The sequence below is a fragment of the Caniella muris genome, assembly GCF_943193035.1.
GTDB lineage: Bacteria > Actinomycetota > Coriobacteriia > Coriobacteriales > Atopobiaceae > Granulimonas > Granulimonas faecalis.
The window spans coordinates 732,540-745,735 of record NZ_CALPCK010000001.1 but is presented as its reverse complement, the minus strand read 5'-3'; the positions used below and the strand labels follow the sequence as shown (position 1 = coordinate 745,735).

Below are 13,196 nucleotides of genomic sequence, written 5' to 3'. Positions count from 1 at the left end.
AAGAAGGAAAACGTTGAAGGTCCTGTGCCTGGGCGAGCCGGTCCTGCGCCTCTCCCCGCGTCCGCCCCTCATGCTCCATCAGACCGACCAGCTCTCCATGGCCTTTGCCGGCTCCGAGGTCACCGTGGCCAAGTCCCTGGCCCTCCAGGGCGACGACGTGGCCCTGGCCTCGGTGGTGTCGTCCAACACGCTGGGGGAGCGCTCCCTCATGGAGCTCCGCCGGTTTGGCGTGGACGTCAGCCGCGTGCAGCGGGCCGACTGCCGCCTGGGCGTCTACTACGTGGAGCGCGGCGGCACCGTGCGCCCCGACCGCGTCCTCTACGACCGCGACGGCACCGCCATGCGCGACGTGGGGCGGGACGACTTTGACTGGGATGGCCTGCTCAACGGCGTAGGGTCGTTCTACTTCTCCGGGGTCGTGGCCTCCATCACGCCCACCCTCGGCGACGTGGTCGAAGACGCCCTCGTGGCCTCCAAGGGCAGGGGCATCCGCACCTTCTGCGACCTCAACTTCCGCCGCGGCATGATCACGCCTGCCGCCGCCCGCGAGCTCTGGGGGCGGCTGCTGCCCTATGTGGACGTGGTGTGCGGCTCCGACGAGGACTACGTGGGCATCTGGGAGCGCGAGGGCTTTGAGGGCGACGGCGACCAGTGCGCCGCGGCCGCCGACCGGCTCATGACGGCCAACGGCATCCAGTCGCTGGCCATGAACCGCCGCGACGTGGACGCCGGGGGGCTCCTCTCGGTGCGGGGCATGCTGCTCTCCGAGAAGGGCCTGTTCCGCTCGCGCTCCCGCGACGTGGCGCCCATGGAGCAGTCCGGTTGCGGAGACGCCTTCTCGGCCTCCATCGTCCACGGGCTGCTCAACCGCTGGGACGCCCAACACACGCTGGACTACGCCGTGGCGCACGCCGCCTACAAGGCCACCGTGGAGGGCGAGCTCTCCTGGGCCGACGAGGCCACCATCGAGCGGATCGTCACCGGCGACGCCCGCGGCTCCATCATCCGCTAGCGGCCGCCGGTTGAGAGGTGCACCAAGTAGCCACCTGGTGCAGGTCGCGGAGGCTTCTGCCGGTCGGGATGTGCACCAACTAGCTACCTGGTGCATGTTGGAGGCGCTTTTCGGGCCGATAGGTGCACCAACTGGCTACTTGGCGCAGGTTGCGGCTGGTTCCGCCGGTGGGGAGGTGCACCAACTAGCTATCTGGAGCAGGTCGGGGGGCTTCCGTCGGTAGGGAAGTGCACCAAGTAGTTACCTGGTGCAGGTCGGCAGGGATCTGCCGGCCGATGGGTGCGCCAACTGGCTACCTGGTGCAGGTCGTGAAGGCTCCTGCCGGCTGGGAGATGCGCCAACTGACTACCTGGTGCAGGTCTGAGGCGCTCTTCGGGCCGAGACCCGCGCCAACCGGCCACCCGCTGCAGGTCGGACCGCCCGCCTACCCGTCGAGCCGCCCGGCAAGGTCGCCGGCGCCCACGGCCCCGGCCTCTCGCGAGCCGTCGCGCCCCTCCACGGCCGCACCCAGGGGCCGGCCCACGGCCACGCCCGCCACGCACAGTGCACACACGGTGCCCAGCGCCACGGAGAACGACGTCGCCTGGGCGAGGAGCCCGGCGCCAAAGCTGCCCGCCAGCGAGGCGAAGATGCTGTAGGTGTTCACGGCGGCCAGGTTCTTTGCCATGGCGGCGGCCCCCCACACCTTGGCGCACACGTACGTCATCATGATGACGGCCACGCCCCAGGAGAACCCGCAGGCCAGAAGGGCCACGGCCTGCATCGGAAGGCTCCCGGCGCCAAGGGACCCGAGCAGCGCCAGGATCGAGGCCACCATGGCGGCCGACGTGGCGCGGATGGTCGCCGGCGCGCCGAAGCGGTCCGCCAGCCCGCCGCCCACAAGGCGCCCGAGGCCCGACCCCACGTTCACGAACCCGATGACGAAGGCCGCCGTCACGGCGTCCGCCCCCAGGCTCGCCGGCAGCTCGCGCCCGAGGCCCGTCACGGCCATGCCGGCGCCGCACACCAGGAAGAGCCACAGGTAGAGAAGCCTGAACCGGCGGTCGGCCACGAGGGGCCCGCCGTCTGCGCCGCCCTCATCGGCCGCGCCGGCCCCCGCGCCCGCCGGCTCCACCACCACGGCGGAGGCGGCCCAGAGCATGCAGAGGAACGCCGCGCCGAGCACCCTCAGCACCACGCGCCACTCCACGATGCCGTAGACCCAGCTCACGGCCGGCCCCAGCAGGAAGCCGCCGATCCCAAAGCCCATGAGGCAGATGCCCTGGGCGAGCCCGCAGCGGTCGGGGAACCACTCGGTCACGGCGGCGATGAGCACGTCGTAGGCCAGGCCGATCCCCAGGGCGCAGAGCACGCAGTAGCAGAGGCAGGTGACCGGGAACGCCAGCGGCCCGTCGGCGACGGAGCAGCCCACGAACCCCGCGGCGAGCAGCACGCCCGCCGCCATGAACGTGGCCCGGGTGCCCCAGCGCCCGCCCATCCTGGCCCCGGCCACGCCGCCGAGGGTGAACATCCCGATGGAGAGCGCGAACACGAGGGTCATCTGCGAGACGGACCACCCCCAGAGCTCCTTCATGGGCGCGAGGACCACCGAGTAGGCGTAGATGAGACCGAGGAAGAGCAGCAGGAGGGTGGACGCGGCGAGGATGCCGCGCCTTCCGCGGAGGGAAGCCATGGGGGAGGGGCCTTTCTTTCTTGTACGACGTCCTGATGTGGGGGAGGGGGGGCGGCCGGGGACCGCCTGCCCGGAGGCCCTAGGCGGCGGCCACGCCGCGGCCCTGGGCGCGGGTCTTGACCTTCTTCTTGCCGCGCACGAGCCCGGGGTGCAGCCGGCGCACCACGGCGAGGGCGTCCTCGCAGGTGTAGCCGCCCGGCACGCTCGCCAGCTGGATGCGCACGGGGGCGAAGCCCGTGGTCAGGTTGGCCTCCAGCAGCTTGCGCTGGCGCCCGTTGAGGCGCGCCGAGAAGCCCTCGACGTCGGCGAGCTCCAGGCACAGGTAGCTGTTGGCGCCCATCTCCAGGATGTAGGCGGCCGAGACCTCGTCCCAGGCGACCTCGCCCGGGCTCATCCAGTTGGAGCGGTCGCGGATGCCGCGTTCGTCGATGGCCAGCAGCTCCGGGCGGCGCACCAGGCGGTCGACGCTCCACGCCAAGACGCCCAGGCCCAGAGGAAGGCCCGCCGCCCCCATCCACAGGCGGATGGACAGCTCGTCCTGGCCCGGGGCCAGGGGGGCGAACAGGGCCAGGGCGCCGGCCACGGCCACGCATGCGCCCATGAACGCGGTGAGGGCGCACTTGACGCGGTCGCGCATGATCACGAGCTCGGTGGGTCCACAGTTGCGTTTCTTAGAAGATGGCATGGTCTGCCCCCAGGGGTCGCCGCCTGCGTTGACTCCAGTATATGGAGGGACACCTTCTCCACGGATGCAGAGCCAGAATATGTGTAGGAAATGTGTAGTAGATAGAGTCTTAACCCTATCTGAATCCATATGAAGCGATGGGACCAAGAAATACCAGCTATACGCCCCGTACATTTGTGAAGGAAAAGTGGAGAGACGACAAATACACCATTTGGGAACCACTCAGAAAAATGGAGACATACGATGGGGCCGTGGAAAGAGGGGACAGTCCGACCCCTCACGACCTTCGACAGAGAGAGGAAGGACATGGCCAAGAAGTACATCGTGGGCGTCACGTCGTGCATCGTGGGCATCGCCCACACCTACATGGCCGCCGACGCCCTCAAGCGGGCCATCGAGGCCGCGGGCTGCGAGGCCAAGGTGGAGACCCAGGGTGCCGACGGATCCGAGAACGCCATCACCGAGGAGGACCTCGCCCGCGCCGACGCGGCCATCATCGCCGCCGACCTCAAGATCAAGGGTCTCGAGCGCTTCGAGCCGGTTCCCTACATCTCCTGCCCCACCGAAGAAGTCATCAAGGACGCCCCCTCCGTGGTGGCCGAGCTTTTGGAGGCGATCGGATAAATGGCCGAGCTCGCACGCAAGGGCGCCAAGAGCGCCAAGAAGTCCCAGGGCGCCGTCATCAAGGAAGCCATCTTCACCGGCGTCTCGTACATGATCCCCGTCATCGTGGGCGGCGGCGTGCTCCAGGGCATCGCCAAGGCCATGGGCGGCTACGACATCGCCCAGCAGGCCGCCGAGCTCGCCTACACGCAGTTCACCTTCGCCATGGTGCTCAACGCCATCGGCGCCGCCATCATGAACCTCTCGGTGCCCATCATCGGCGCCTACTCGGCCTACGCCATCGCCGAGAAGCCCGGCCTCGCCCCCGGCTTCGCCGTCGGCTTCATCTCCGTCACCACCCAGACGGGCTTCCTGGGCGCCCTCGTGGGCGGCATCCTCGCAGGCTACCTCGTCAACTGGATGAAGGACCTGATGAAGAAGGCGCCCAAGGACCTGCAGTCGGTCTTCCCGATCCTGCTCATCCCCGTGTGCGCCACCCTCATCGTCTGCCTGGCCATGTGGTACGTCATCGGTGTGCCCATCGCCTGGTTCATGGGTGCCCTCACCACGTTCCTCACCGGCCTCGAGGGCGGCAGCCGCTTCATCTTCGGTGCCGCCATCGGCGCCATGATGTCCATCGACCAGGGTGGCCCCATCGGCAAGGCCACCGCGCTCTTCACCAACGGCCTCAACGCCGACGGCGTCTTCGGCCCCACCGCCTCCAAGATGTGCGGCGGCATGCAGAACCCCATCGGCATCTGCATCGCCATGCTCCTCGGCGGCAAGAAGAAGTTCGCCGAGAACGAGCGTCAGACCATCGTCTCCGGCCTCATCCTCGGCTGCTGCTACATCCAGGAGTACGTGATCCCCTTCCTGGTCAAGGACCCCATCCGCGTCCTCGTCTGCTGCATGTGCGGCGGCGCCGTCTCCGGCGGCCTCGCCATGACCTTCGGCCTGGAGTCCATGGCCACCCACGGCGGCATCTTCGTCGTGCCCCTGATGACCGCCTCCGCCGACGCCCCCTTCGCCGGCCCGGTCATGTTCCTGCTCTGCTGGCTCGCCGGCGCCCTGGTCACCGGCGTCTCCTACGCCCTGGTCAAGGCCCCCATCAGTGCCACCGAGACCGACACGGGCAACCCCATCCTCGACAACCTCGTCTAGGAACGGTCCCCCGCAGGGCCGGGGGTGCGAGAAGCATCCCCGGCCCTTTTCCGTATCAGCGCCCCACCGTGAGCAAAGGGAGAAGCCCCACCATGTACACCTCCATGAAGGAAATGCTCTGGCACGCCAGCGAGAACTCCTACGCCGTCATGGCCATCAACTGCACCGACATGGAGCAGGCCCGGGCCATCTGCCACGCCGCGGCCGCCGAGCACGCCCCGGTGATCATCGACATCTCCCCGCGCCAGATGAAGGCCCACGCCACCCCCGAGGTCATGGTGCCCATGATCCGCGCCATCGCCGAGCCCCTGGCGGTGCCCGTGGCCCTCAACCTCGACCACGGCGGCGAGTACGCCGACATCGTCCGCTGCATCCAGGCGGGCTTCTCCAGCGTCATGATCGACTCCTCGAGCTTCCCCTTCGAGGAGAACGTGCGCCGCGCCCAGCTCGTGGCCTCCGTCGCCCACGCCCACGGCGTCTCCTGCGAGGCCGAGCTCGGCCACGTGGGCGTCGCGGCCGCCGGCGACGGACGCTCGGCCGACATGTACACCAACGTGGAGCAGGCGGTGGAGTTCGTGGAGCGCACCCACTGCGACTGCCTGGCCGTGGCCATCGGCACCGCCCACGGCTCCTACCCCGACGACTTCGTGCCCAGCCTCGACTTCGACCGCCTGGCCGAGCTCAAGGCCGCCCTCAAGATGCCCCTCGTCCTCCACGGCGGCTCCGGCGCCGGCGAGGAGAACATCCGCCGCTGCGTGGAGTTGGGCATCAACAAGATCAACGTCTGCACCGACCTCTTCAAGTTCCAGCGCGGCGCCATGCACGAGCGCCTCAACGCCGAGCCCGGCATCGACTACATGGACATCCAGATGGTGGGCGAGGAGGCCGCCATCGGCTTCATCCGCGACTACATGCGCATGATCGGCTGCTCCGGCACCTACACCTTCGACGGCTCCGGGGAGGAGCTGGACTAGACGGCCCCGCGGCGGCCCGGGAGCTCCCGGGGGCGTGCGGCCGGCAGACGGCATCGAAGGCGGCGAAGGCGGCGGGAAGAGAGGGGAGTGATGGGCATGATCTCGGGCGACCTCTGCTGGGGCTCCCTCGCGGACGACCTCATCATAGGCTGTGACGGCAAGCGTCGCTGGGCCGGTGCGCCCCGCACGCTCTACGCGACCTTGGAGCAGAGCGCCCGGCGCTACCCCCACCACGACGCCGTGGTGGACGACGACGGCACCCGCACCACCTACGCGGCCCTCCTCGACCTGGTAGACCGCCTCGCCGGGCGCCTGGAGCGCCGCCTCTCGGTGCGCCCCGGCGACCGGGTGGCCCTGCTAATGGAGGCGGGCCTTCCCTACGTGGCCTCCCTCTACGCCGTGAACCGCCTGGGGGCGGCCGCCGTGGCCGTGCCCACCAAGTGCCGCCGCGACGAGGCCGTGACCCTGCTCTATGCCGCCGACGTCACCCATGCGGTGGTGGGGCCCGAGTACGAGGCCTGGGCGCCGTCCCTGCCGGTGGAGCCCGACCGCGTGCTCTGGGCGTCCCAGGTGGCCGGCGGCGACGTTCCGGCCCCGGCCTCGGCCCCCCACGGGGACGCCGCCTCCTGCGCCCTCATGATGTTCACCAGCGGCACCACGAGCCGGGCCAAGGCCGTGATGCTGTCAAATGAGAACGTGGTCCACGCGGCCCTCACCTACGGCCGGCTCTGCGGCACCACCATCGAGGACCGCTGCCTGGTGTGCCTGCCCATCTACTACGTCACGGGCCTCGTGGGCCTGGTGGCCCACTTCGTCGCGGTGGGGGCCACGGTGTGCCTCCAGCGGCGCTTCGACGCCCAGCGGGCCCTGGGGCGCGTGGCCGCGGAGGGCGTCACCTACCTCCACGCGGCCCCCGCGGCCTTCTCGCGCATGCTCGACGAGCGCGGGGCCTTCCCCGAGCTCCCCTCGGTGCGCATGGTGCTGTCGGGGTCTGCCCGGGAGACCGCGGCCACCATGGACGCCTTCCGACGGTGGATGCCCCAGGCGCAGTTCCGGGTGGTCTACGGCCTCACCGAGACCGCCAGCCCCGCCCTGCTCTTCCCAGGCGACACCCCCAGCTCCCCTTGCCCCATGGCCACCGGGCTCCCCGTGCCCGGCATGGACGCCAAGATCGTGGACGGCGCCGGCAACGAGGTGGCCGACGGGGCGGCCGGGGAGCTGTGGCTCCGCGGCACCAACGTCTGCGAGGGCTACTGGAGGCGCCAAAGCGGCGCCCACAAGGGCGACGGCTGGTTCGCCACCGGCGACGTGGCCCGTCTCGACCACGGCCTCGTCTGGGTGGTGGACCGCATCAAGGACATGATCAACCGGGGCGGGGAGAAGGTGTGGTGCTCCTCCCTGGAGGAGCACCTGGCCGCCGTGCCCGGCGTGGCGGCCGCCCTCGTGGCCGGCATCCCCTCCGCCGCCTACGGCGAGGTACCCGTGGCGGTCTGCGTGCGCGAGGCTGGCTCCCGCGTCAGCGAGCAGGAGGTGCGCTCCTGGCTCTCGGGGCGCGTCGCCCGCTTCGAGGTGCCCGAGCACGTGGCCTTCGCCGACGAGCTGCCCCTCACCCCCGCCTCCAAGCCCGACCGCGCCCGCGTGGCCTCCATCGTCCTCGACCACATCGCCCAAGAAAGGACGGCCGTCCATGGCTAGCGCCCTCGACGCCCACTTCTGCACCCCCGACGAGGCCATGGCACAGATCCGGGACGGCCAGACCGTGGCCACCGTGGCCATGACCCTGGTGTCGGCCTCGGAGTCAAACCTCAAGGCCCTGGAGCGCCGGTTCCTCGAGACCGGGCACCCCCGGGACCTCACCCTCATCCACTCCTGCGGCCAGTCGGACCGCGAGCGCGGCATCCAGCACCTGGCCCACGAGGGCATGGTGCGCCGCATCGTCGGCGCCCACTGGGGGCTGCAGCCCAGGTGGATGGAGCTCATCGCCTCAAACAAGGTGGAGGCCTACTGCCTGCCCCAGGGCCAGATGGCCCAGCTCTACCGCGAGGCCGCCTCGGGGCTTCCCGGCAAGGTGAGCCAGGTGGGCCTGGACACCTTCATCGACCCGCGCGTGGAGGGCGGCAAGATGAACGAGCGCACCCGGGCCTGCGAGGACCTCGTGGAGGTGGTGGAGCTCGACGGCCGGGAGTTCCTGTTCTACCGGGCGCTCCCCATCGACTGGCTCCTCATCCGCGGCACCGCCGCCGACGGCCAGGGCAACCTCACCACCACCGACGAGGCCATGAAACTCGAGGTGCTGCCGGCGGTGCTCGCCTGCAAGCGATGGGGCGGCAAGGTGGTGGCCCAGGTGCGCGAGCGCGTGGAGACCGGCACCCTGGACCCCAAGGACGTCACCGTCCCCGGCGTCTTCATCGACTCCGTGGTGGTCTGCCCCGACCCGGAGACCGACCACCGCATGACCTCGTCGTTCTACTTCGACCCGTCGTTCTGCGGCCAGGCCCGGGTGCCCGAGGAGGCCATCGAGCCTGCCCCCATGAACGAGCGCAAGCTCATCGCGCGCCGCGGCGTCTGCGAGCTCTACCCCGGGGCCGTGGTGAACCTGGGCACGGGCATCCCCAACGACATGGTGGGCCGCGTGGCCGCCGAGGAGGGACTGTCCGACGACGTCATGATCACCGTCGAGAGCGGCATCTACGGCGGCGTGCAGCTGGGGGGCGTGGACTTTGGCATCGGCCAGAACCTCACGGCCATGGTGGCCCACCACGAGCAGTTCGACTACTACGACGGCGCCGGCGTGGACGTCACGTTCATGGGCCTCGGCGAGCTCGACGGCCAGGGCAACGTCAACTCCACCAAGATGGGGGACCGCTGCGCCGGCGCCGGCGGGTTCATCGACATCACCCAGAACGCCAAGAAGGTGGTGTTCCTCGGCACCTTCACCGCCAAGGGCGGCCGGTACCGCTTCGAGGACGGCCGCCTGGTGATAGAGCGGGAGGGGGAGGTGCGCAAGATGGTCCCCCAGGTGGGCCAGCTCTCCTTCAACGGGCCCGCCGCCCGCCGCGCCGGCCAGGAGGTGCTCGTGGTCACCGAGCGCGCCGTGTTCCGTCTGGTGCCGGAGGGTGTGGAGCTCATAGAGATCGCCCCGGGCATCGACCTTCAGACCCAGGTGCTCGACCTCATGGGCTTCACGCCCATCGTGAGCCCGGACCTCAAGGTCATGGACCCGGCGCTCTTCACCGTGGACGGCCCCGCCGGCATCGCCTTGGGCCCGCGCCCGGAGGGGCGCTGAGAGACGGCCCTCCCAGCTGGATTGAACCATCGGATTAACCATAGCGGATACATTAATTTAGGAAAGGAAGCACACCCCATGAACGAGAAGAAGGTCGCGGTCATCGGCTCCGGTCTCATGGGCGGCGGCATCGCCCAGCTCTGCGCCCAGTCAGGCTTCGAGACGGTCAACGTGGACATCGCCCCGGAGCCCCTGGAGCGCGCCCAGGCCCTCGTCGAGAAGCTGCTCTCCGGCAAGGTGGCCAAGGGCAAGATGGACCAGGCCGAGAAGGACGCCGTCATGGGGCGCCTCACCTACAGCTGCGACTTCGCCGACATCGTCGACGCCGCCGTGGTGGTGGAGGCCGTGCCCGAGCGCATGGACGTCAAGAAGGCCACCTTCGCCTCCATCGACGAGCACGCCGACCCCGAGGCCGTCCTGCTCACCAACACCTCGGGCCTCTCGGTGTCGGCCATCGCCGCCGCCACGGCACGGCCCGGCTCGGTCATGGGCATGCACTTCTTCTATCCGGCGCCGGTCATGAGGCTCGTGGAGCTCATCCGCGGTCTCGCCACCACCGACGACACCTACGACCGTGCCGCCGCCTTCGCCGAGGCCATCGGCAAGGAGGCCATCGACGTCCCGGAGCTGCCGGGCTTCGTGGTGAACCGCCTCATCGTGCCCTACCAGAACGAGGGCGCCTTCCTCGTCATGGAGGGCGTGGCCCCCGAGGACGTGGACCGCGGCATGAAGCTCGGCTGCAACCACCCCATGGGCCCCTGCGAGCTCATGGACTTCACCGGCATCGACGTGGTGCTCGCCACCATGCGCGGCCTCTACGAGCAGTTCGGCGACTCCAAGTACCGCCCCGCGCCCATCCTGCAGACCATGGTCGACGCCGGCCGCCTGGGCCGCAAGACCGGCCGTGGCTTCTACGACTACACCAAGTGACCGTAGCCCGAGAGAGAAGAGAGAGGGAAGAGCTTTGAACAGGACCTTCGAGAAGAACGACGACGACATCGTCATCGTGGCCGGCGCCCGCACCGCCATCGGCCGCTTTGGCGGCAGCCTCAAGGACGTCTCGGCCATCGACCTCGGCGCCACCGTGGTGGCCGAGGCCGTGGAGCGCGCCGGCATCGACCCGGCCGAGGTGGACGAGCTCGTGGTGGGCCAGGTGGGCGGTTGGGGCCCCAACGGCTTCGTGGCCCGCGCCGTGGGCCTCAAGGCGGGCCTGCCCGACGAGACCTGCGCCTACTCGGTCAACCGCCAGTGCGGAAGCGGCCTCCAGGCCATCGTGGAGGCCGTGATGGAGATCCGGTGCGGCGCCAGCGAGGTCGTGGTGGCCGGCGGCACCGAGAACCTGTCGCAGCTGCCCTACTACGTCACCGACGCCCGCTGGGGCGCCCGCATGGGCCACAAGCGCTTCGAGGACGGCGTCATCGACATCCTCACCTGGCCCCTAGACGAGTCCCACAACGGCGTGACCGCCGAGAACGTGGCCCGGGAGTTCAACGTCACCCGCGAGGAGCAGGACGAGTTCGCCGCCCGCAGCCAGCAGCGCGCCGTGAGGGCCGTGGCCGACGGCGTCTTCGCCGACGAGATCGTGGCCGTCAACGTGCCGGGCCGCAAGGGCGCCGTCACCGTGGTGGACACCGACGAGAACCCCCGCGACGGCGTCACCGCCGAGGGCCTGGCCCGGCTCAAGCCGTGCTTCGTCTTCGACGGCACCGGCACCGTGACCGCGGCCAACTCCAGCTCCCTGAACGATGCCGCCGCGGCCGTGGTGGTCATGACCCGCGCCAAGGCCGCCGAGCTGGGCTGCGAGCCCATGGCCACCATCCGCGGCTGGGCCGTGGCCGGCTACGACGCCGCCCTCATGGGCTACTCGCCCTTCCTCTCCACCAAGAAGCTCTCCGAGCAGCTGGACATCGACCCGGCGGAGGTGGGGTTCTTCGAGCTCAACGAGGCCTTCGCCAGCCAGGCCGTGGCCGTGAGCCGCGACCTCGGCCTCGACCCGGAGCGCGTGAACGTCTACGGCGGCGGCATCTCCCTCGGCCACCCCATCGGGGCCACCGGCGCCGTGCTCGCCCTCAAGTGCGCCTATGAGCTCGGGCGCCGCCACCCGGAGAAGGGCGACGCCATGGTGTCCATGTGCATCGGCGGCGGTCAGGGCATTTCCATGTACTTCACCGCCGGCTGATCCCGCCGGCCCGCTGCCGGGCCGGCTCTCTCACCGGGTTTTCCCACCGTTCAAAGATCCCTATGGATTGGAGTTGCGCGTCATGGTCAATTTCGAGTTCCTCGTTCCCACCAAGGTCGTGTTCGGCAAGGACACCGAGAGCGAGGCCGGCCGCCTCGTCAAGGAGTACGGCGGCACCAAGGCCCTCATCCACTGGGGCGGCGACTACGTGCGCGCCACGGGCCTGCTCGACCGCGTGGAGAAGGGCCTCGCCGAGGCCGGCGTCGAGTACGTGGAGCTGGACGGCGTGGTGCCCAACCCGCGCCTCTCCCTCGTGAAGGAGGGCGTGGAGCTCGCCCGCAAGGAGGGCGTTGACTTCGTGCTCGCCATCGGCGGCGGCAGCGCCATCGACTCCTCCAAGGCCATCGCCTACGGCCTGGCCAACGACTTCGAGCTGGAGGACCTCTTCCTCGGCAAGGTGGCCACCGACAGGATCGCCCCCCTGGCCGCCATCTCCACCCTGGCCGGCACCGGCTCGGAGACCTCCAACTCCACGGTGATCAACATCGACACCCTCGACGGCCCCATGCTCAAGCGCTCCTACAACCACGAGTGCGCCCGCCCGCTCTTTGCCATCATGAACCCCGAGCTCACCTACTCGCTGCCGGCCTTCCAGACCGCGGCCCCCGGCGCCGACATCATGATGCACACCATGGAGCGCTACTTCACCACCGTGGAGCACACCGAGCTCATCGACGCCATGGCCGAGGGGCTCATGCGCACCGTGAGGACCGCGGTGCCCGAGGCCCTGGCCAACCCCGGCGACTACGCCGCCCGCTCCAACCTGCTGTGGGCCGGCTCGCTCTCCCACAACGGCCTCACCGGCACCGGCAACGTGGGCGACTTTGCCTGCCATGCCATCGAGCACGAGATCGGCGCCATGTTCGACGTGGCCCACGGGGCCGGCCTCACGGCCATCTGGTCCGCCTGGGCCAAGTACGTGCTGCACACCAAGCCCGAGCGCTTCGCCCAGTTTGGCGTGAACGTCTTTGGCGTGGAGAACGACTTCGACGACCCGGTGGCCACGGGTCTCCGCGGCATCGAGGCCTGGGACGACTGGTGCCACAAGATCGGCCTGCCCACGACCCTCACCGAGCTGGGCATCGACCCCACCCCCGAGCAGATGCGCGAGATGGCCGAGGGCGCCGTGGAGGCCCGCGGCGGCAACCTGGGCGGCTTCTGCCACCTGGAGGCCAGCGACGTGGTGGCTATCCTGGAGGCGGCCCGGTAGGGGGCGCCGGCCACCGGGGTGCGCCGCACCTCTCGGCACCCGGGGTCCTCTCGGCACCCGGGTCTTCGGTACCTGAACGCGGTTGAGGGCGACTCGCGGCGCGATCCAGCCGCCGAAGTCGCCCTCAACCGCGTTCAGGAGGGCGAAATCCGCTCCCAATCGCGTTCAGGTGCCGAGGAGGCCGCCCCCAGTCGCGTTCAGGTGCCATGTGACAGAGGTGCCACGTGACAGAGGTGCCTGGCTCATCTGTTACTTTCCCTATTGCGTGTTTGATGAAACCGCCGACAACCGCCGGCAACCGCCGATAACCGCCGGTCCGGCCCGGCCTTGCAGCCGCTACGCTTGATATCCCGC

Annotated in this window: 11 protein-coding genes; 9 read left to right on the top strand and 2 right to left on the bottom strand. The window is 69.8% G+C overall.

All coding sequences use genetic code 11. The annotated features are described in order from the left end of the window. Window positions 1–13: 13 nt before the first annotated feature. Window positions 14–1,012 (top strand): sugar kinase, encoded by a 999-nt coding sequence (locus NFR49_RS03365; protein WP_251158255.1) that lies wholly within the window; start codon window positions 14–16, stop codon window positions 1,010–1,012. Between the two features lie 424 nt (window positions 1,013–1,436). Here NFR49_RS03365 and NFR49_RS03360 read toward each other — a convergent pair whose 3' ends face one another. Both NFR49_RS03360 and NFR49_RS03355 read right to left on the bottom strand, forming a co-directional pair. Next, window positions 1,437–2,684 carry an MFS transporter gene (locus NFR49_RS03360; RefSeq protein ID WP_251158254.1) on the bottom strand — a complete coding sequence of 416 codons (1,248 nt, stop codon included), beginning with the start codon at window positions 2,682–2,684 and terminating at the stop codon, window positions 1,437–1,439. Between the two features lie 79 nt (window positions 2,685–2,763). Further along, entirely contained in the window at window positions 2,764–3,369 is a 606-nt protein-coding gene (locus NFR49_RS03355; RefSeq protein ID WP_251158253.1) for an STM3941 family protein, read from the bottom strand. Window positions 3,370–3,675: 306 nt separating this feature from the next. Here NFR49_RS03355 and NFR49_RS03350 point away from each other — a divergent pair, with 306 nt between their 5' ends. From NFR49_RS03350 to NFR49_RS03315, 8 genes are all read left to right on the top strand, one after another. Then, the gene (locus NFR49_RS03350; protein WP_251158252.1) at window positions 3,676–3,993 is read left to right on the top strand and encodes a PTS fructose transporter subunit IIB; all 318 of its coding nucleotides are present in this window, start codon (window positions 3,676–3,678) and stop codon (window positions 3,991–3,993) included. Next, entirely contained in the window at window positions 3,994–5,133 is a 1,140-nt protein-coding gene (locus NFR49_RS03345) for a PTS fructose transporter subunit IIC (RefSeq protein ID WP_251158251.1), read from the top strand. A 92-nt stretch (window positions 5,134–5,225) separates the two neighbouring features. Beyond that, a complete protein-coding gene (locus NFR49_RS03340) occupies window positions 5,226–6,107 on the top strand; it encodes a class II fructose-bisphosphate aldolase (protein WP_251158250.1) in 882 nt (293 codons plus the stop codon). A 90-nt stretch (window positions 6,108–6,197) separates the two neighbouring features. Beyond that, window positions 6,198–7,802 (top strand): class I adenylate-forming enzyme family protein, encoded by a 1,605-nt coding sequence (locus tag NFR49_RS03335; protein WP_251158249.1) that lies wholly within the window; start codon window positions 6,198–6,200, stop codon window positions 7,800–7,802. Continuing rightward, window positions 7,795–9,393: an acyl CoA:acetate/3-ketoacid CoA transferase gene (locus NFR49_RS03330; RefSeq protein ID WP_251158248.1), complete on the top strand. Its 1,599-nt coding sequence runs from the start codon at window positions 7,795–7,797 to the stop codon at window positions 9,391–9,393. Before NFR49_RS03335 ends, NFR49_RS03330 begins: the two co-directional genes overlap by 8 nt. 78 nt (window positions 9,394–9,471) lie before the next feature. Beyond that, complete coding sequence (locus NFR49_RS03325; protein WP_251158247.1) at window positions 9,472–10,323, top strand: 3-hydroxyacyl-CoA dehydrogenase family protein; 852 nt, start codon at window positions 9,472–9,474, stop codon at window positions 10,321–10,323. Window positions 10,324–10,357: 34 nt separating this feature from the next. Next, window positions 10,358–11,572 carry a thiolase family protein gene (locus NFR49_RS03320; RefSeq protein ID WP_251158246.1) on the top strand — a complete coding sequence of 405 codons (1,215 nt, stop codon included), beginning with the start codon at window positions 10,358–10,360 and terminating at the stop codon, window positions 11,570–11,572. 82 nt (window positions 11,573–11,654) lie between these two features. Next, the gene (locus NFR49_RS03315; RefSeq protein WP_251158245.1) at window positions 11,655–12,842 is read left to right on the top strand and encodes an iron-containing alcohol dehydrogenase; all 1,188 of its coding nucleotides are present in this window, start codon (window positions 11,655–11,657) and stop codon (window positions 12,840–12,842) included. Window positions 12,843–13,196 lie beyond the last annotated feature (354 nt).

Coding starts and splice junctions, on each gene's coding strand:
- NFR49_RS03360 (WP_251158254.1), bottom strand. CDS start 2,684: ATGGCTTCCCTCCGCGGAAGGCGCGGCATCCTCGCCGCGTCCACCCTC.
- NFR49_RS03355 (WP_251158253.1), bottom strand. CDS start 3,369: ATGCCATCTTCTAAGAAACGCAACTGTGGACCCACCGAGCTCGTGATC.
- NFR49_RS03350 (WP_251158252.1), top strand. CDS start 3,676: ATGGCCAAGAAGTACATCGTGGGCGTCACGTCGTGCATCGTGGGCATC.
- NFR49_RS03345 (WP_251158251.1), top strand. CDS start 3,994: ATGGCCGAGCTCGCACGCAAGGGCGCCAAGAGCGCCAAGAAGTCCCAG.
- NFR49_RS03340 (WP_251158250.1), top strand. CDS start 5,226: ATGTACACCTCCATGAAGGAAATGCTCTGGCACGCCAGCGAGAACTCC.
- NFR49_RS03335 (WP_251158249.1), top strand. CDS start 6,198: ATGGGCATGATCTCGGGCGACCTCTGCTGGGGCTCCCTCGCGGACGAC.
- NFR49_RS03330 (WP_251158248.1), top strand. CDS start 7,795: ATGGCTAGCGCCCTCGACGCCCACTTCTGCACCCCCGACGAGGCCATG.
- NFR49_RS03325 (WP_251158247.1), top strand. CDS start 9,472: ATGAACGAGAAGAAGGTCGCGGTCATCGGCTCCGGTCTCATGGGCGGC.
- NFR49_RS03315 (WP_251158245.1), top strand. CDS start 11,655: ATGGTCAATTTCGAGTTCCTCGTTCCCACCAAGGTCGTGTTCGGCAAG.